16 protein-coding genes are annotated in these 17,179 nt (G+C 62.8%); 12 read left to right on the top strand and 4 right to left on the bottom strand.

The window, feature by feature from the left end; all coding sequences use genetic code 11:
• Nucleotides 1-12 precede the first annotated feature (12 nt).
• The 4 genes from kce to BCA01S_RS00785 all read left to right on the top strand — a co-directional run bounded on the left by kce (nt 13) and on the right by BCA01S_RS00785 (nt 4,038).
• Entirely contained in the window at nt 13-951 is a 939-nt protein-coding gene (gene kce, locus BCA01S_RS00800; protein WP_027775303.1) for a 3,5-dioxohexanoate:acetyl-CoA acetone transferase, read from the top strand.
• Between the two features lie 97 nt (nt 952-1,048).
• Nucleotides 1,049-2,395: an MFS transporter gene (locus tag BCA01S_RS00795; protein WP_027775302.1), complete on the top strand. Its 1,347-nt coding sequence runs from the start codon at nt 1,049-1,051 to the stop codon at nt 2,393-2,395.
• A 43-nt stretch (nt 2,396-2,438) separates the two neighbouring features.
• Nucleotides 2,439-3,179 (top strand): 3-oxoacyl-ACP reductase FabG, encoded by a 741-nt coding sequence (gene fabG, locus BCA01S_RS00790; RefSeq protein ID WP_027775301.1) that lies wholly within the window; start codon nt 2,439-2,441, stop codon nt 3,177-3,179.
• A 67-nt stretch (nt 3,180-3,246) separates the two neighbouring features.
• A complete protein-coding gene (locus BCA01S_RS00785) occupies nt 3,247-4,038 on the top strand; it encodes an SDR family oxidoreductase (protein ID WP_027775300.1) in 792 nt (263 codons plus the stop codon).
• Nucleotides 4,039-4,312: 274 nt separating this feature from the next.
• Here the strand turns inward: BCA01S_RS00785 and BCA01S_RS00775 are convergent, their stop codons facing one another.
• Both BCA01S_RS00775 and BCA01S_RS00770 read right to left on the bottom strand, forming a co-directional pair.
• Nucleotides 4,313-4,720, bottom strand: a complete 408-nt coding sequence (locus BCA01S_RS00775; RefSeq protein WP_027775299.1) for a DUF2000 domain-containing protein — start codon at nt 4,718-4,720, stop codon at nt 4,313-4,315.
• A gap of 44 nt (nt 4,721-4,764) precedes the next feature.
• Nucleotides 4,765-5,622, bottom strand: a complete 858-nt coding sequence (locus BCA01S_RS00770) for an AraC family transcriptional regulator (RefSeq protein WP_027775298.1) — start codon at nt 5,620-5,622, stop codon at nt 4,765-4,767.
• A 266-nt stretch (nt 5,623-5,888) separates the two neighbouring features.
• Here BCA01S_RS00770 and BCA01S_RS00765 point away from each other — a divergent pair, with 266 nt between their 5' ends.
• The 4 genes from BCA01S_RS00765 (at nt 5,889) to BCA01S_RS00750 (ending at nt 10,130) form a co-directional block, all read left to right on the top strand.
• Complete coding sequence (locus BCA01S_RS00765) at nt 5,889-6,869, top strand: 2-keto-3-deoxygluconate permease (protein WP_027775297.1); 981 nt, start codon at nt 5,889-5,891, stop codon at nt 6,867-6,869.
• Nucleotides 6,866-8,164, top strand: coding sequence for a four-carbon acid sugar kinase family protein (locus BCA01S_RS00760; protein WP_027775296.1), 1,299 nt, complete (start codon nt 6,866-6,868; stop codon nt 8,162-8,164). Before BCA01S_RS00765 ends, BCA01S_RS00760 begins: the two co-directional genes overlap by 4 nt.
• Nucleotides 8,165-8,226: 62 nt before the next feature.
• Complete coding sequence (gene pdxA / locus BCA01S_RS00755) at nt 8,227-9,228, top strand: 4-hydroxythreonine-4-phosphate dehydrogenase PdxA (protein ID WP_020065668.1); 1,002 nt, start codon at nt 8,227-8,229, stop codon at nt 9,226-9,228.
• A gap of 65 nt (nt 9,229-9,293) precedes the next feature.
• Nucleotides 9,294-10,130 carry a DeoR/GlpR family DNA-binding transcription regulator gene (locus BCA01S_RS00750; protein WP_027775295.1) on the top strand — a complete coding sequence of 279 codons (837 nt, stop codon included), beginning with the start codon at nt 9,294-9,296 and terminating at the stop codon, nt 10,128-10,130.
• Nucleotides 10,131-10,221: 91 nt separating this feature from the next.
• Here BCA01S_RS00750 and BCA01S_RS00745 read toward each other — a convergent pair whose 3' ends face one another.
• The gene (locus BCA01S_RS00745; RefSeq protein WP_027775294.1) at nt 10,222-10,629 is read right to left on the bottom strand and encodes a hypothetical protein; all 408 of its coding nucleotides are present in this window, start codon (nt 10,627-10,629) and stop codon (nt 10,222-10,224) included.
• 104 nt (nt 10,630-10,733) lie between these two features.
• Nucleotides 10,734-11,501, bottom strand: coding sequence for a glycosyltransferase family 2 protein (locus BCA01S_RS00740; protein WP_027775293.1), 768 nt, complete (start codon nt 11,499-11,501; stop codon nt 10,734-10,736).
• Nucleotides 11,502-12,350: 849 nt separating this feature from the next.
• Between BCA01S_RS00740 and BCA01S_RS00735 the strand changes: the two genes are divergently transcribed.
• The 4 genes from BCA01S_RS00735 to BCA01S_RS00720 all read left to right on the top strand — a co-directional run bounded on the left by BCA01S_RS00735 (nt 12,351) and on the right by BCA01S_RS00720 (nt 17,154).
• Nucleotides 12,351-13,112: an enoyl-CoA hydratase/isomerase family protein gene (locus BCA01S_RS00735; RefSeq protein ID WP_027775292.1), complete on the top strand. Its 762-nt coding sequence runs from the start codon at nt 12,351-12,353 to the stop codon at nt 13,110-13,112.
• 98 nt (nt 13,113-13,210) lie between these two features.
• Nucleotides 13,211-14,272 carry an ABC transporter substrate-binding protein gene (locus BCA01S_RS00730; RefSeq protein ID WP_027775291.1) on the top strand — a complete coding sequence of 354 codons (1,062 nt, stop codon included), beginning with the start codon at nt 13,211-13,213 and terminating at the stop codon, nt 14,270-14,272.
• 10 nt (nt 14,273-14,282) lie between these two features.
• On the top strand, nt 14,283-15,362 hold the full coding sequence (locus BCA01S_RS00725; RefSeq protein ID WP_027775290.1) for an ABC transporter ATP-binding protein: 1,080 nt from the start codon (nt 14,283-14,285) through the stop codon (nt 15,360-15,362).
• Between the two features lie 10 nt (nt 15,363-15,372).
• Nucleotides 15,373-17,154, top strand: coding sequence for an ABC transporter permease subunit (locus BCA01S_RS00720; protein WP_027775289.1), 1,782 nt, complete (start codon nt 15,373-15,375; stop codon nt 17,152-17,154).
• Nucleotides 17,155-17,179 lie beyond the last annotated feature (25 nt).

Below are 17,179 nucleotides of genomic sequence, written 5' to 3'. Positions count from 1 at the left end.
GAGGATATTTCAATGAGCGACACAAGCCGAAAGGTCATCATTTCATGCGCCATCACGGGGGCAACGCATGTCCCGTCGATGTCAGAATTCCTGCCGATCACGCCAGAGCAAATCAAGGATCAGGCGATCGAGGCGGCTCAGGCGGGCGCCGCGATCATCCACTTGCACGCTCGCGACCCGGTTGACGGCCGACCGACACCGAGTCCGGAAATTTTCAAGGCCTTCGTGCCCGCGATCGCCGAAGCCACCGACGCCGTCATCAACATTACGACAGGCGGCAGCACGCGTATGACGCTCGAAGAACGTCTTGCGTATCCGCGACTGGCGAGACCCGAGATGTGTTCGCTCAATATGGGCTCGATGAACTTTTCGATCCATCCGGTCGCCGCAAAAATTTCATCGTGGCGCTACGGCTGGGAGAAGGACTACATCGAAGGAATGGAAGACATGATCTTCCGCAACACCTTCAGGGACATCCGCAACATTCTTCTGGAACTGGGCGAAAGCGGCACGCGCTTCGAATTCGAATGCTACGACGTGGGCCACCTCTATAACCTCGCGCATTTCGTCGATCAGGGCCTCGTTAAACCGCCGTTTTTCATTCAATCGGTGTTCGGGATTCTGGGCGGTCTGGGCGCCGACCCGGAAAACATGCTGCTGATGCGTTCGACGGCAGACCGGCTGTTCGGCCGCGAGAATTATCACTTCTCGGTGCTCGGCGCAGGTCGGCATCAGATGCCGCTCGTGACCATGAGCGCGATCATGGGCGGCAATGTGCGCGTGGGTCTGGAAGACAGTGTGTACCTTTCGAAGGGCGTGAAGGCGGAGACCAACGCGCAACAGGTCCGCAAAATCCGGCGCATTCTGGAAGAACTGTCTCTGGAAATCGCCACGCCCGCCGACGCGCGAAAAATGCTGGGTCTCAAGGGCGCGGATCAGGTCAACCTGTAGCCGCTCCGTACCGGCTACGGGACTCATCAGCCGATGAACCCGGTCTGCCTCGCAACAACAAAAAAATAGAGCTGTTTCAAATATTGGAGACAACGTTATGGATACCGCTTCCGCCGATCAGCGGGTCGGACAGTTGCATCGCATCGCCACGCGCAAAGCAATGGTCAGGCTCATCCCGTTGATGTGCGCCATCTACTTCATGTCCTTCCTCGATCGCACCAACGTGGCGCTCGCGAAGCTTCAGCTTGCGGCGGATGTGGGCATCAGCGCCGCGGCATACGGTTTCGGCTCGGGCATTTTCTTTCTCGGCTATGCATTGCTCGAAGTTCCGAGCAACCTCGCAGCGCACAAGGTCGGGCCGCGCCGCTGGATCGCACGCATCGCGGTGACGTGGGGCATCCTGTCGACGGCGATGATGTTCGTGCAGGGAACGTCCTCGTTCTACGTGTTGCGTGTTCTGCTGGGCATTGCGGAAGCGGGCCTTTTCCCCGCGCTGATGTATATGGTGACGCTCTGGTTCGCGCCTCACGACCGGCCCGTCGTGGTCGGCTGGATCTACATTGCACCGGCGCTCGCGCTCATGCTCGGCAATCCGTTGGGCGGCGCGCTGATGCAACTCGACGGCTTCGGCGGCCTGCACGGCTGGCAATGGATGTTCATGCTCGAGGGCATTCCGAGCGTGATCGTCGGCATCATATTGTTCTTCAAGATGCCCGAGCGGCCGCGCGACGCACGATGGCTCTCGGCGGCCGAGCGCGATGTGCTGGAGACGCATGCGGTGATCGACGGGCACGGCCGCGCCGACTATTCGTCCGCGAACTGGATTGCCGCTCTGAAAAGGCCGACGACGGTGCTGATCGGCCTCATCTACTTCTTGAATCAGGTCGCGTTCGTCGGACTGTATTTCTTTACGCCCGCCATCATTCATCAGATGCATGTCGATTCGTCACTCGTGGTAGGTTTTCTCTCGGCGAGCGTCGGTCTCGGCTTTCTGCTTGGCGTGCTGGTTCTTCCGCGTATTCACCGCCGCACGGATCGCGACTGTGTGTTTCTCGGTATCCTGACCGCAGGGCTTATTCTCGGTGCCTGTGCGTACCTTGCAGTGACGAGTCCCGCCGCGCGCATTGCGCTGCTCACGGTGACCGCGTTCTTCGCGGGCGGTGTGCTGCCTTCTTACTGGGCGATCGCGATGAAGCGTCTGCAAGGCATTCAGGCAGCCGCCGGCCTTGCGTTCGTCAACACGATCGGGTTGATTGGCGGCTTCGTGGGACCGTATCTGTTCGGTATTGCAGAAACATCCTCCGGTCGAAGCGATGCCGGTTTCACGGTGATCCTGATTGCCGGGGTGCTCGGTCTCGCACTGGTTCCCGTGCTGGCGCGAGCAATGCGCAGCGAGGCCGGTGTGCTTGCGTCGTCGGGGCCGGCTGCACAGCTGAAACCATAGCGGGCATGTTCGAGCCTGGCTTTTACAGTAAGGATATTCAACGATGAAGCTGAACGGAAAAGTCGCAATCATTACAGGCGCGGGGCAGGGGATCGGCGCGGCAACTGCATTGAAGTTTGCACGCGAAGGTGCGGTCGTGATCGCTTGCGACATGAATCTCGATGCGGTAGAGACGGTCGCGCACCTGTGTCGCGAAGCGGGCGGGAAGGCGGACGCATTTGCCGTCGATGTCGCCAATCGCACGCAAGTCGATGAAATGGTCGCCAAAGTGCGCGGCACGTATGGGCGCATCGATGTGGTGGTGAACAATGCGGGCATCACGCGCGACGCCCGTTTGCAAAAAATGACGTTGCAGCAATTCGACGACGTCATCGACGTGAATCTTCGCGGCGTTTTCCATACCGCACAGGCCGTTGTCGATACCATGATCGAACAGGGTTCCGGCGTCATCCTGAACGCGAGTTCCGTGGTGGGCGTCTACGGTAACTACGGACAGACGAACTATGCCGCAGCCAAGTTCGGCGTGATCGGCTTCACGAAGACATGGAGTCGCGAGCTGGGTCCGAAAGGCATTCGCGTCAATGCGGTTGCGCCGGGTTTCATCGACACGCCTATCCTCAAGACGATCCCTGAAGATGTGTTGACGAAGATGCGCGATCAGGTGCCGCTGCGCCGGCTCGGCAAGCCCGAGGAAATCGCCAGCATCTACGCGTTCCTCGCGAGCGACGAAGCAAGCTATGTCAACGGCGCGGTTATAGAGGTCACCGGAGGACTCACGCTGTGAGCAGCGTTATTAATCACTCTACGAGCCGCATGACGAGCCATATAAGGAACATCGGAGAGACACGAGCATGAGCATCATTGATCTTCTGAAGCCGAGGCCCGGGTTGCGGGTATTCGTATCAGCGGGTGCTGCGGGAATCGGCCTGGCGATCGCCGAAGCGTTCATCGAGGCGCAAGCAGAGGTTTATATCTGCGATGTGAACCAGGCCGCCATCGATGAGGCCACGTCGCGGTTCCCCAAACTGCACGCGGGCATCGCCGACGTGTCGAAGCAGGCACAGGTCGATCAGATCATCGACGATGCACGGCGCAAGCTCGGCGGACTCGATGTTCTGGTCAACAACGCCGGCATAGCGGGACCTACGGGTGCCGTGGAGGAACTCGATCCCGCGCAATGGGAAAGTACCGTCTCCACCAATCTGAACAGTCAGTTCTATTTCCTGCGCAAGGCGGTGCCGGTACTCAAGGAGACATCGGACTGCGCGAGCATCATCGCGATGTCGTCTGTCGCGGGGCGCCTTGGCTATCCGTTCCGAACGCCATACGCGTCGACGAAATGGGCGATCGTGGGGCTGGTCAAATCGCTCGCTGCGGAGCTCGGGCCGAGCAATGTGCGCATCAACGCGATCCTGCCCGGCGTGGTGGAAGGCGAACGGATGGACCGCGTGATCTCCGCTCGTGCAGACGCCCTTGGCATCCCGTTTAACGCGATGCGCGAAGAGTATCTGAAGAAGATCTCGCTGCGCCGCATGGTGACTGTCGACGACATCGCGGCAATGGCACTGTTCCTCGCGTCGCCGGCGGGCAGCAATGTGACGGGGCAGGCAATCAGTGTGGATGGCAACGTCGAGTACTTATGAAGCGATGCCGGTTCGCTACGTGCGGGACGGCGAGGCGGCGAGGCGGCGCTCGACACGCCAACGCGACTACCTTGCTCCCGAAGCCGCGTTGGATGGACCAAGCTGCGCCGCCGCCGAGAACATCTGCGTGAACTGATCCAACGCGGGCAGCGTATCGCGGCCGCTGCACGTGATCCGATAGAACGAATATTCGACTTCCGGCCGGATCACGTCGATGCGCACCTCGTAGTGACGGCGCGCGTCGTCTCGCTCGGCGCCCGGCGCTCGCGCCGACTCACGAGTGCAATTTCAGCCCTTTCACCGTTTTATCGATGGCCTTTTTGGACCCATGCAGCGCGAGACCCACGAAGTCCAGGTTCGCGACGTCCTGCGCACGAAAAGCCTCGCGATTTGCCGCGTCGTGGCCGGTTGAAAACATCGCGTGCACGTAGGGCACTATCGTGAGTTCGCGCGTGACGGCTTGCCGATGCGCAGCTTGCAGCCCGGAAAGATCGGTGGCGAACACCAGCATCGGTTGACCTAGCATGCGGCCATATCGGCGCCCGGCGGCATCTTCGTAAGGCTCGCCCAGCGCTTCCGGTATCGCGGCGGCGACACCCGTCGCGAGAAACGCGGCCACATTGAGTTTTTGCCAGACTGCGAGATCGTCGCGCACGATCAGCGCTACCTTCGTATCGAACATGTTTGCTCCTCCGTGAGGCGCTCATGATCGGCGAGCCTGCGCAATCAGTCTGGAACGTTCGTGCACATGCGCCGGTAGGCGGCCGGGGTCATCCGGTACGCACGGCGAAACCAGCGGCCAAGATGGCTTTGATCCGCGAATCCGACTTCTGCGGCAACCTCCGCGGGTGTGCGGCCGTTTGCGAGCAGTCTGCGCGCCGCGCGCAGGCGCAGGCGGACCAGATACGCATGCGGCGACGTGCCGAACGCCTGCTGAAACAGACGCGTCAGCCGGAACCGGTCGATCCCCGCAATGCTGGCCAGTTCATCGAGTCCGACGTTGCCGTCCATGTGGTCGTGCAAGAAATCGCGGACACGGGCGATCGTCGCCGACATAGCCACGCCACCCGCCATCGGCATATCGCCCAGGTGACCGGCGAGCCGCCTGAGCAGGCGATCCAACGTCTGGTCGCGTGCTAGTCGACCCTCATTGCCGTATATCGCGAGAAACGCTTGCCGGATTGCGTCGACAAGGCCGCTGTCATCGACGAGCGTATGCGCGAAAGCCGCGTCGACCCGCTGGAGACCGGAAACGTTCAGGCGGCGCGTCGCGCGTTCGACCCAGGCCTGCGGCAGATACAACATTGCGTAGGTGAACCCGCCTGCCTCCGGCGCGTGGCCGTCGTGCAACGCGCCTGGCTCGATCAGGATCGCCCGGCCCGGGACGCTCGTGTGCAGCGAGCGGCGGCACCGGAAGCGCTGCACACCCTGTTCGGTGTAGCCGACCAGCATGTCGTCGTGGTCGTGTGGATCGTAGGCGTGGCCGCTGAAATGCGCGCGCAGGCTCTCGATTCCCGTCTCCGGATCGCGTCGCGCCTCTAGCCAGTTGTCAGAACCTGCAGGGGAGAACGCCGCGCGCGTCATTGCTTACCTCGCTCCTTTGGGATTACCCGTTGCTGACCGCAGTGTACGTGGTCAGCATACGTTTCGCGCCGTCGGCGCAGGCCAGCTACCGCCGGTTAGCGAAATGCGCAGCAACGCGTCGGCGTTCGTGCTGGTAACCGTCTGCTCACATCGATCACACAAATGATTGATTTGCGCAAGTTTCGCGGAAGAAGTACACTGCAATCTGATTGTTTCAATCAAATCAGTGACCAAATCAATCAGGTCGGATCAGACTGGAGACTCGTATGGCCCAAATACACATAAAGCGCGGCATTGAACGCGTACCCGGCGGCATGATGATCGTCCCCTTGCTGCTAGGCGCGCTCGTCGCGACCTTCCTGCCGGGCATGCCGAAATTCTTCGGCTCGTTCACCAACGCGTTGTTCACTGGCGCGCTGCCGATTCTTGCGGTGTTTTACGTCTGCATGGGCGCGAGCATCGACGTCAAAGCCACGCCTTATCTGCTGAAAAAAGGCGGCGCGCTGTTCGTCACCAAGGTGGGCGCCGCGATCGTAGTGGGCGTCGTGATGGGACATTTCCTCGGCGAACAGCCCATTTCGTCGGGACTTTTCGCCGGCCTGTCGACGCTTGCCGTCGTCGCGGCGATGAACGACACCAACGGCGGACTCTACATGGCGTTGATGGGCCAATACGGCCGCTCGGAAGACGTGGGCGCCTACACCATCATGTCGCTCGAATCCGGCCCCTTCCTGACCATGGTCACGCTTGGCGTCGCCGGTCTGTCGGCGTTCCCGTGGCCTACGCTCGTCGGTAGCGTCCTGCCGCTGGTTTTCGGCATGCTGCTGGGTAACCTGGACCGCGAAATGCGCGCGTTCCTCGGCAAAGCCGTACCGGTGATGATTCCATTCTTCGCTTTGGCGCTCGGCGCGAGCCTCGATCTGCACAAGGTGTGGCAGGCTGGCGTCCTGGGCATCGGGCTCGGCATCGCGGTTGTGATCGTCACAGGCATTCCGCTTTATCTGGCCGATCGTCTGACGGGCGGCACCGGTGTCGCGGGCGTCGCGGCAGCGAATACCGCGGGTAATGCGGCCGCTGTGCCAGCGTTGATCGCCGCGGCGAACCCGGTCTACTCGGAGGCTGCTAAAAGCGCGACACTGCTCGTGGCCGCGTGCGTGGTGGTGACCGCGATCCTTTCTCCGATCCTCACGGCCGCCGTCGCGAAACGCGTGCAGCTTCGCCGCGAAGCAGGAGAGCTGGCGCGATGAGCATAGTGATCATCGCCGACGATCTGTCCGGCGCCGCAGATTGCGCGATCGGCTTTGCAAGCGCCGGGCACCGCACCATTGTTACGCTCGACGTGCCGGCGCATGGGCTCGACGCACAGGCGGCCGACGTGATCGCCGCGGACACCGACACCCGCCGTCTTACACCCGCCCAGGCCGCGCAACGCAGCGCGGCGGCCTGGCAGACATTGCGCGGTCCGGGCCGGCGCCTGTACAAGAAAATCGACTCGACGCTGCGCGGCAACTGGGCGGCCGAGGTCGCCGCGTTGCAGCCGCTAGCCGGCCTCGCGATCGTCGCGCCTGCGTTCCCGGCGACGGGTCGCACCTTGCGCGGCGGCCGCGTGTTCGTGCACGGCGAACCGCTCGAATCGACCGACACCTGGCAGCTCGACAATCCCGGTCGCGCCGCCGACCTGCACGCGATGCTGGCGGAAGCCGGCTTGTCGACCGCGCAACTCGAGGTCGACGCGTTGCGCGAAGGTGCTGACACGCTCGCCGCGCGGATCGCGGCCGTGGCAGCGAGCGGCACGCAGGCACTGGTGGTGGACGCCGAGACAAGGCAGGATTTATCGACGCTCGCTCAGGTCACGACGCAGATGAGCGAGGCGCTGTTCTGGGTCGGCTCAGGCGGCCTCGCGCGCGAGATCGCGGGGCTTGCTGGTCTGTTCGACGCCCGAGCTGCGGCACAGACCCAATCTGCGCCGCAACCGCGCGATGAAAACGCGCCGGTGCTGGTTCTCGTGGGCAGTCTTTCGGCGGTGTCGGAGCGGCAGTGTGCGATGCTGCGCGAACGTGCGCGCATGGCGGAGCTGACCGTACCGCCCGCGATGCTGCGCGACGGAGAGCGTCATCCCGACTGGCTCGCATGGCGAGCACGGATCGGCGAGGTGATCGCGACGCGCGCGGATCTGTTGCTGCGTATCGGCCGCGACGACGCGTTCGATCCCGCCGAAGGCGCGCTGCTGTCCACGGCACTCGCGGCGCTCGTCGAGCCGCACTTCGATGCGCTCGGCGGACTGATCGCGACGGGCGGCGAGACCGCGCGCGCGATGCTGAGTGCCGTCGGCGTCAGCGGTGTGGAACTGATTGCGGAGATCGAACCGGGTGTGGCCATAGGCAAGCCCGTCGAAGCCCGCGCTTCGCAACCGCATTTGCGTATCGTCACGAAGGCGGGCGCCTTCGGCACGGATCACGCGCTGTTCGCCGCGTGGCGCTATCTGCACGAAGCGCCGGCAACGTCGGCGGTCGCGGGAACCGGCTTACACGATCCAGCCTGAGCGCCGCATCGGCGCAATCAGGCGGGCAGGTTAGGCAGACATCAAGGACCAGGCAAAACATCATGAGCAATTACCTTCCAGTCATCGGCATCACGATGGGCGACGCAGCGGGCGTCGGCCCGGAGATCATCGTCAAGAGCCTTGCGCACGACATCGTCTACAAGCAGTGCCGTCCGCTCGTGATCGGCGACGCGCGGCGGCTGGAGCGCGCGAATGAGATCGTCGGCGGCAACGCCAGGATCCGCCGTATCAAGGAAGCGGCCGAAGCGCGCTACGAGCCGGGCACGATCGACTGCATCGACCTCGACCTGATTCCCGCCGACATGCCGTTCGGCCAGTTGTCGGCAGTCGCCGGCGACGCCGCCTATCAGTTCATCGCGCGCGCGGTTCAACTCGCCGAGGCGAAGCAGATCGACGCGATCTGCACGGCGCCGCTGAACAAGGAAGCGCTGCACGCGGGCGGCCACAAATTTCCCGGCCACACAGAAATGCTCGCTTATCTGACGGGTGTGGACGAGGTGTCGATGATGCTGGTCGCACCGCAACTGCGCGTGATTCACGTGACCACGCATATCGGCATCATCGACGCGATCCGCAAGATCGAGCCGGGTCTCGTGCAACGCACCATCGAACGGGGTAACGCGACGCTCGTCAAGGCCGGCATTGCGAAGCCGCGCATCGGCGTGTGCGGCATCAATCCGCACGCCGGCGAAAACGGCCTTTTCGGTTACGGCGAGGAAGAAGAGAAGATCGTGCCGGCTGTGAAAGTGCTGCAGGAACGCGGGCTCGACGTGACGGGGCCGCTGCCCGCCGACACGCTGTTTTTCCGCGCGGGCCGCGGCGATTTCGACCTGGTAGTCGCGATGTATCACGATCAGGGCCACGGCCCGGTGAAGGTGCTCGGCCTCGAAGCCGGCGTGAACGTGACCGTGGGCCTCGAAGTGATCCGCACGTCGGTCGATCACGGCACCGCATTCGACATCGCGGGCAAGGGCATCGCCGACGAGCGCAGCTTGCTCGAGGCACTTCGCCAGGGCGCCGAACTCGCCACGCGGCGCGGCTGAAGCATGGCAAATGGTGCGGCGGCCGTAGTGTAAGATCGGCAGCCTCTTTACTGCAGATGACAGCCATGAAAGCGTCCGAGCGCCATCGCGCGATTCTCGATCTCGTTGTGACCGGCGACGCCAACGTCGAACAGCTCAGCGCCGCGCTAGGCGTGTCCGAGGCAACGGTCCGGCGCGATCTCACGACGCTTGCGAACCAGCGCCGCCTCGTGCGCACGTATGGCGGCGCGACTGCGCTGATCGGCTCGCATGAGCCGGAGGCGTCGCTGGAGGAACGCAAGGCGACGCAGCGCGAGCAGAAGGAAGCGATTGCGCGTGCGGCTGCCGCGCATGTGCACGACGGCGATACGGTGCTGCTCGACGGCGGCACGACCTGCGCCGCGCTCGCGCGGCATCTCGGCTCGCGCGTCGGTCTTCACGTGGTCACCAATAATCTGCTTGCCGTGATGACGCTCGCGAACGCTCCGGGCGTACACCTGACGCTGATCGGCGGCGATCTGCGCAGTTCGAGCATGAGTACGCTCGGGCCGCTTGCCGAACTTTCGCTGAGCCGTTTGAGCGTCGACAAGGCGTTTCTCGGCGCGGATGGCGTGGTCGCCGAGTTCGGGCTGTGCGAAGCCAGCGCGCAGCAAGCGTATCTGAAAGACTGCATCATCCGGCGCGCGGCGCAGGTCCTCGTGCTTGCCGACGCCGACAAACTCGGCCGCTCGCGGCAACAACACTGGACTCCTCTCGAACGCGACTGGCGGCTCATCACATCGAGCGTCGCCGACGAGGCGCTTCTCGCGCCGTTCAGAGCGCTGGAACGCGTCGTCGTGGAAACAGCGGATATGGATAGCTCGCCGCTTGCGGCGACGCCTGGTGAAGCCGCGCTTCGACGTACGGCCGCTGCCTCGGGCTGAAGTACGAATCGCAGTGACGCATGTCGCGCATGACGTGCGTAGAACAACGACCAGGCATCGCGCGAATTGCCAGGTAGTCCGGCCTACGCCTTCATTCGCCGAGTCGTGCGGATTGGCCCCGGTCACCGCTTTGTTCGCGCGGCTTGTCGGCACCCGTATTGGGCGGCGTCGAGCCGGCGCAAGCTTCGAGCGCGACGACTGCCCGCTTCGCAAGCTCAACCGTTTCGTCACACGCGGCCACATTTCGGAGCATGCTGCAGCGGCTTCCCCAGCCGAGCTTCGACAACACGGAGCGCAGCTTTGCGAGCGCCCCTGCCGGTGAGCCGTTGTCTGAAATGAGCGAGGCCATGTCGAATGCGCTGCCGCCCGGCGTCGTGATCACTGTCGGACAGCTCGACGCCGCGCCCGCGGTGGAAACGACGAGAGCCAGAGTCAGCCCGACGGTGCCCGTGCGCAATCCGCCGGGAACGTCGAAATACGTATTCATCGATACGATCATACGAAACTCCCGGTCGGTAGCGGTGCGATCCTGGGCAGATCGCACGGTTCAGTGTGGGCGGCGGCTTTTCATTCTGCTCTCACGCGCCGATAGAAAAAAGCACCTCAACGATTTGCATTGAGTTGCACGAGCGCTTTGCGGTACTTTCGCCGCGTATAGGACGAAGCGTAAAGCGCAAGAGTTAGACCGATGCGACCGTCGCGGACATTGCCTTTGCGGATGTACCACTTCAGGAATGCTCCCAAAGGGCTGAACCAGCTTTTGAGCCACAGAACGCGAGCCGGGTCTCTTCTATCCAGCAGGTCGATTGCGGCGAGGTCCGTGTACAGATCGAGCTTGGTCTTCATCTCACTCGCGGTCTCGAACGTACGATGAACGACCGGCGATTCGATTCGCCCACAGTTCTCGTAACCGGTCAGCGTTTCGTGAACGCTATGGTCGGTGAAACGCAGCGTGGCGCGCCGATAGATGCGGATTGGATAGTCCGGCGACGAGATCGGCATCAGCGCGTGAATGACCTTGCCCATGACAACCCAGTCCCGCCTGACGGCATACGCTTCGTGATCGAAACCGCGGGCTTTCAGTGCGAGTACTTCGTCGATTAGCGCGTCGCTCGCAATTTCGTCGCTATCGAAAAACATCACGGTTTCGTGCAGGCAAAGCCTGTTGGCGAACTGCCGTTGCGCGCGAAAGTTGTCGAACGGCCGATGCACGATTCGTGCGCCGTGTTTGGCCGCAATCGACAGCGTCGCGTCGGTGCTGCCGCTGTCCACGACCAGCAGGTCATCCGCGACCCGCTTCGCGGCCGCCAGAACCTTGTCCAGATAACGCTCGCTGTTGTATGTGAGAACGTAGACGGATAGTGGAGTCAAATTGAAACCTGAAGTAATGGGTTGGACCGGCTGGCGTTCTACCATCCGGTGCGAGCGCGTTGGTTGGCGCGCCGAATCAATTTCGTGCCGAACACGGATTCGCCCGCAGTCCTAGAGCGAACTGGAAGCCGAAGACCCCACGCGGGAACCGTCCTGCACGTTGTTCGCACAGCGCGGCCTGGTGACGAAGCGATACACGTGCATCGCGGCGACTGCGCGAGTACGGGTTGCAGCGTTCGACCGGCGGGTGATTTTACATTGTTGCGCGGACGTCCACCGGCGATCGCTTCTAATCGCCTGCCATGTATGGGGCGACCCGTCGTGCGCTTTGCGTTGTTTTTTCGCGACTTGACGAAGGGCCAGTTGCGCCGACACGCACGTGCCACAAGCTTCTGACGCGCTCAGCGCATGCTTTCATACAAAACACCCGATGTTCATGCCCCGCAAACGTGGCTACGATTCATCAGGCGTCAGCGTTCCCAAACGTTCGGCGTGTGTGTTTGTTTGCCGCAGCTTGTCTGCGGCTTTTTTCTGCGCGTCGGTTTTGTCCTCGATGCGGTCTCTGTTGTTCCATCGCTCCGCGATCTGCGATCTGTCGTGACCGTTTCCAGCGGCGCAACGCCGTTGGGTGTCAGCGCCGCGGTTCCAATCCTCCCTCTAAAGAACCGAGCTTGACCGCGCACTTCGACGCGGTTGTGTCCGATCGTCCAACTAACTATTAAGCGCTCGAAACCCGCAGAGCGTGCGCTAGGAAGCTTCACCGATCGTCTCTCTGGTAAACCCGCTTGCACCTTAATTTTGATGCGCCTATATTGCATTACACCATCAACTATTGCGATGCGATAACCCATGAACAATGACGTGCTGTTCTCGAATCACGGCCGCGTCGCGGTCATCACTCTCAATCGTCCTGAGCGTTTGAACGCGTGGACCACGCCGATGCGCGAAATGATCATCGAGGCGTTGGAGCGCTTTAACAACGACCCCGACGTCGCCGCGATCATCATGACGGGGGCGGGCAACCGGGCGTTCTCGGCGGGCCAGGACCTGTCGGAAGCACATGATTTCGACGGCGAACGCGCGGTGGCGTGGGTCAAGGAATGGCAGCGCTACTACACGGCGCTGCGCAGCCTTGCGAAGCCGCTCGTCATGGCGCTGAACGGCACCGCCGCGGGCTCGGCATTCCAGGTGGCGCTGCTCGGCGATATTCGCGTCGCGCATAGAGGCGTGCGCATGGGCCAGCCGGAAATCAATGCGGGCATTGCCAGCACGACCGGCCCCTGGATCATGAACTCGATGCTCGGCATGTCGCGCACCATCGAACTCACGCTGACGGGCCGTCTGATGGACGCGGACGAGTGTCAGCGCATCGGCCTCATCCATCATCTGGTCGACGAAGACAAGGTGTTCGACAAGGCGCTGGAAATCGCCACCGAACTCGCCGCGAAGCCGCCCGTCGCGATGCGTCTGGACAAGCAGCGTTTTCGTGAGATGACAGAGCCGGGGTTCGTCGACTGCATCGAAGCGGGGGAGCGCATTCAGCGCGAAGCGTACGACTCGGGCGAACCGGCTCGCATGATGGAAGAGTTCTTCCGGAAGCGCGGGAAGTAGCCTGCCGCGAGCGGGGCCGAAGGTGGAGCCCGAAGCCGCCAGAATCGAGTCAAAGTCGCACCGTTCCAATCTCAACCCATGTGCGGGAGACCTGAACAATGACGCAAGACTTCAATGCAACGCGCCGTCGCATTCTTCATGGCGCGGGCGCGCTTGCCGTCGCGAGCGCGATGCCGCTCGCCGCGCGAGCCCAATCGAAGCAGATCGTGGTGTCGGACCCGGGTGGCCCCTATACGACCGCATATCGCGAAGCGTTCTACGACCCGTTCGAGAAAGCAACCGGTATCAAGGTCGTGAGCGTCGCGCGTGAATCGCAGCCTGTCGCGCAATTCGCAGCGATGGTTCAGACGAAGAACTATGTGTGGGACGTCACCACGCTCACGTTGTCGGCCGATATTCCGTACCTTGAATCGAAAGGTCTGCTGGAACCTATCGGCCTGAAGGCGAGCGACTATCCGGACATCATGCCCGAAGCGATCACGCCGAACTGGCTCGGCGTCGACGTGTATTCGACGGTGCTCGCGTATCGCGCGGACAAGTTCAAGGACAACGGCCCGAAATCGTGGGCGGACTTCTGGGACGTAAAGAAATTCCCCGGCCGCCGATGCCTGCGGCGCAGTCCGCTCGACACGCTCGAACAGGCGCTGCTCGCCGACGGCGTGCCGCTCGACAAGCTCTATCCGCTCGACGTGGACCGCGCGTTCAGGAGCCTCGACAAGATCAAGCCGCACGTCAACATCTGGTGGACCTCGGGCGCGCAAGCCATGCAGGCGATCCAGAGCGGCGACGTCGACATGATCTCGGCGTGGAACGGCCGCGCGCAAGCCGCGAAGGACGGCGGCGCGCCGGTCACGATCGTATGGAACCAGGGCCTCTATTCGATCGAAGGCTGGGGCATTCCGAAGGGCACGCCGCGCGCGGACGCGGCAAAGCAGTTCGTGCGTTTTTGCGCCGACGCGAAGCGTCAGGCGCTGCTCACACGCACGCTCGCCTACGGTCCGACCAACAAGAAAGCGTTCGAGACGATCGCCAAAGACCGCGCGACGTTGTTGCCCACGGCGCCTGACAACATTCGCGATATGCGGCTGCCGAGCCCTCAATGGTGGGAAGCGAACCGTCAGAAAGTCACCGAGCGGTTCAATTCGTGGATCATTTCGTAAGGACCGCATCATGAGTTCGAAGCTCGAGGCGATCGGCATTGCAAAGCGCTACGGCGATGCGGTCGCGCTGGAACCGACGGACCTCGCCGTGCAAGCCGGCGAGTTCCTGACGCTGCTCGGTCCGTCGGGCTCGGGCAAGACCACGCTGTTGCAGATGATCTCGGGGCTCGTCGCGCCGAGCGCGGGCCGTATCGAGATCGACGGGCGCGACGTCACGCATGTCGAGCCCGGCAAGCGCGGCATCGGCATGGTGTTTCAGAGCTACGCGCTTTTTCCGCACATGAGCGTGTGGGACAACGTCGCCTATGGGTTGCGCATGCGACGCAAGTCGCGCGAAGAAGTGCGCAGGGCCGTCGACGACGCACTCGCGATGGTTCGCATGACTGAATATGCCAAGCGCTTTCCCAAGGAGTTGTCGGGCGGGCAACAGCAGCGGATTGCGCTCGCGCGCTGCTTTGCGTACCGGCCTTCGGTGATTCTGCTCGACGAGCCGCTCGGCGCGCTCGACAAGAAACTGCGCGAGCATATGCAGTCGGAGATTCGCCGCTTGCATAAGGAACTCGGCGCAACGTTCGTGTATGTCACGCACGATCAGGACGAAGCCCTTACGCTGTCCGACCGCATCTGCCTGATGAATCAGGCGCGCATCGAGCAGGTGGGCACGCCTGCCGATCTGTACGATCGTCCCGCGACGCGCTTCGCGGCCGGCTTCATCGGTCATTCGAACCTGCTCGAAGGTGCGCTCGACGACACTCGCGGCGCGCGCGGCGAGGCAATTCTGCTCGCGGCGGGCGGTCGCATTCCTCTGCCAATGAACGCAATGAACGCATCCGTTGCATCCGGCGCGGCCGGCACCCGCCATACGCTGCTGGTCCGCCCGGAGGCGCCGCGACTTGTCGAACCCGAACGCGGCTTTGTCGACGGCACGATTGCGGACATCGTGTTCTTCGGCAGCGATACACGTGTGCAACTCGCGATGAACGACGGCAGCGAACTCACCGTGCGCTGCGAGCGCAGCCTCTCGCCGCGCATCGGCGAGAAGGTCGGCCTCGTGTGGGACCCGTATCGCACGACGCTTCTGCAGGCCTGAGAGGATCACGATGACCATCGCTCTTCACGCGCACCGCGAGAACGAAGCCTCGCGACGCGGCCGCTCCGTCTGGCTCGCGCGCTGCATGCGCTTTTTGCCGATCGTGCCGACGCTTGTGTTCCTGCTGGTGTTCTTCATCGTGCCGGTCGGCGAAATCCTGCAAGGCGGACTCGTCAGCGCCGAAGGGCAGGTCGGCTTCGCGCAGTTCGAGCGCATTGCACGCACGCCGGTCTACGCAAAGGTGTTGTGGATCACCTTCGCCATTTCGTTCATGACGGCGGCGCTATCCATTCTGCTCGGCTATCCGGTTGCCTACATGCTGAGCCGTCTGTCTGAGCGAGCACGCGAACGCTGGCTGCTGTGGATCATGCTGCCGTTCTGGACCAGCTATCTGGTAAAGACCTACGCATGGATGTTGCTGCTTTCGAAGACCGGTGTGCTGTCGACCATCGCGTTATCGCTCGGCCTCGTACGCGAGACGAGCGGCACGATTCCATCGCTCACCGGCGTGCTGATCGGCATGGTGCATTCGATGCTGCCGCTCGCCGTGATGACCATGCTGCCGGTCATGCGCGGCATCGACGATCGGCTCACGCAAGCCGCCGAAACGCTCGGCGCCGAACGCAGCACGAGCTTTTTCACGGTGTTTCTGCCGCTGTCCTCGCCGGGTGTCGCGGCGGCCGGCCTGCTCGTGTTTATCTCGAGTCTCGGCTTCTTCATCGTGCCGGCGCTGCTCGGCTCGCCGAAGGAGACGATGATCGCGCAACTCGTGATCTCGTCGGTGCTGGAGCTTTTCGACATGCGCTTTGCCGGCGCGCTGTCGACCGTGTTGCTGATCTGCTCGATCGTGATCTTTTTCGTGTACGACCGCATGGTGGGCCTCACGTCGCTCACCGGCGAAGTCGCGGAACGCCAGCGCGGCTCGCGTGCGCAAGGCTTCAAACTCGCGCTTCTGATCGCGGCGGGGCGCGTGTTCGCTCCATTCATGATGCGCCGCAAGACGCACGCCGAAGAGGGCGCGCGCGCGGTGAGCCCGCTCGGTTTCTATACGTGCGCGATCATGATCGTGCTCGTCGTGCCGGTGCTTTCCGTGATTCCCTATGCGTTCACGAAGAGCGACTACATTTCTTTTCCGCCGAAGCTGTTCAGCGTGCGCTGGTTCGGCACGTTCATGGATTCGCCGGTGTGGCAAAGCGCGATCGTCCGCTCGTTCGAAGTGGGTCTCGGCACCGCGCTGCTGTCGCTGCTGCTCGGCTTCGGCGCCACACTCGCGATGACGCGCATGCCGCGCCGCGCGAGCAAGCCGATCTTCGCGCTGCTGGTCGCACCGCTGATCGTGCCGCGTATCGTGGTGGCAGTCGGCTTGCTCTATCTGTTTGGACGCTTCGGCCTCACAGGCACCAACCTCGGCCTCGTGATCGGCCATACGGTACTCGCCATTCCGTATGTGGTCGTCACGCTCGCTGCCGGCTTCCAGCGCTTCGACTGGCGTCTTGACGACGCCGCGCGCGTGATGGGCGCGTCGCCATTGCGGCGCATCACGTCGATCGTGTTGCCGCTTCTCATGGCAAGTGTAACGGCTGCGTTCCTGTTCGCATTCCTCGTTTCGTTCGACGACCTCACGATTGCGATCTTCGTTTCCGGCGGCATCAACTCGACGCTCCCCAAGCAGATGTGGGACGACATCCAGCTCGCGATTACGCCGACACTTGCAGCCGTGTCGACCACACTCGTCATTCTGATTGCGCTCGTCGTCGCGGTTTCCTCCTGGCTCAAGCGCAAGACGCGCTGAGTCTTCGTATTTCGACCGGTTCACA

This window comes from Paraburkholderia caledonica NBRC 102488 (genome assembly GCF_000685095.1).
Lineage (GTDB): Bacteria > Pseudomonadota > Gammaproteobacteria > Burkholderiales > Burkholderiaceae > Paraburkholderia > Paraburkholderia caledonica.
This window is presented reverse-complemented; position numbering and strand designations above follow the sequence as displayed.

Excerpts from the sequence above, each read along its gene's own strand:
- BCA01S_RS00785 (WP_027775300.1), top strand. The coding sequence starts at position 3,247 with ATGAGCATCATTGATCTTCTGAAGCCGAGGCCCGGGTTGCGGGTATTC.
- BCA01S_RS00775 (WP_027775299.1), bottom strand. The coding sequence starts at position 4,720 with ATGTTCGATACGAAGGTAGCGCTGATCGTGCGCGACGATCTCGCAGTC.
- BCA01S_RS00735 (WP_027775292.1), top strand. The coding sequence starts at position 12,351 with ATGAACAATGACGTGCTGTTCTCGAATCACGGCCGCGTCGCGGTCATC.
- BCA01S_RS00725 (WP_027775290.1), top strand. The coding sequence starts at position 14,283 with ATGAGTTCGAAGCTCGAGGCGATCGGCATTGCAAAGCGCTACGGCGAT.
- pdxA (WP_020065668.1), top strand. The coding sequence starts at position 8,227 with ATGAGCAATTACCTTCCAGTCATCGGCATCACGATGGGCGACGCAGCG.
- BCA01S_RS00795 (WP_027775302.1), top strand. The coding sequence starts at position 1,049 with ATGGATACCGCTTCCGCCGATCAGCGGGTCGGACAGTTGCATCGCATC.
- BCA01S_RS00770 (WP_027775298.1), bottom strand. The coding sequence starts at position 5,622 with ATGACGCGCGCGGCGTTCTCCCCTGCAGGTTCTGACAACTGGCTAGAG.
- BCA01S_RS00720 (WP_027775289.1), top strand. The coding sequence starts at position 15,373 with ATGACCATCGCTCTTCACGCGCACCGCGAGAACGAAGCCTCGCGACGC.
- BCA01S_RS00730 (WP_027775291.1), top strand. The coding sequence starts at position 13,211 with ATGACGCAAGACTTCAATGCAACGCGCCGTCGCATTCTTCATGGCGCG.
- kce (WP_027775303.1), top strand. The coding sequence starts at position 13 with ATGAGCGACACAAGCCGAAAGGTCATCATTTCATGCGCCATCACGGGG.
- BCA01S_RS00760 (WP_027775296.1), top strand. The coding sequence starts at position 6,866 with ATGAGCATAGTGATCATCGCCGACGATCTGTCCGGCGCCGCAGATTGC.
- BCA01S_RS00745 (WP_027775294.1), bottom strand. The coding sequence starts at position 10,629 with ATGATCGTATCGATGAATACGTATTTCGACGTTCCCGGCGGATTGCGC.
- BCA01S_RS00765 (WP_027775297.1), top strand. The coding sequence starts at position 5,889 with ATGGCCCAAATACACATAAAGCGCGGCATTGAACGCGTACCCGGCGGC.
- BCA01S_RS00750 (WP_027775295.1), top strand. The coding sequence starts at position 9,294 with ATGAAAGCGTCCGAGCGCCATCGCGCGATTCTCGATCTCGTTGTGACC.
- fabG (WP_027775301.1), top strand. The coding sequence starts at position 2,439 with ATGAAGCTGAACGGAAAAGTCGCAATCATTACAGGCGCGGGGCAGGGG.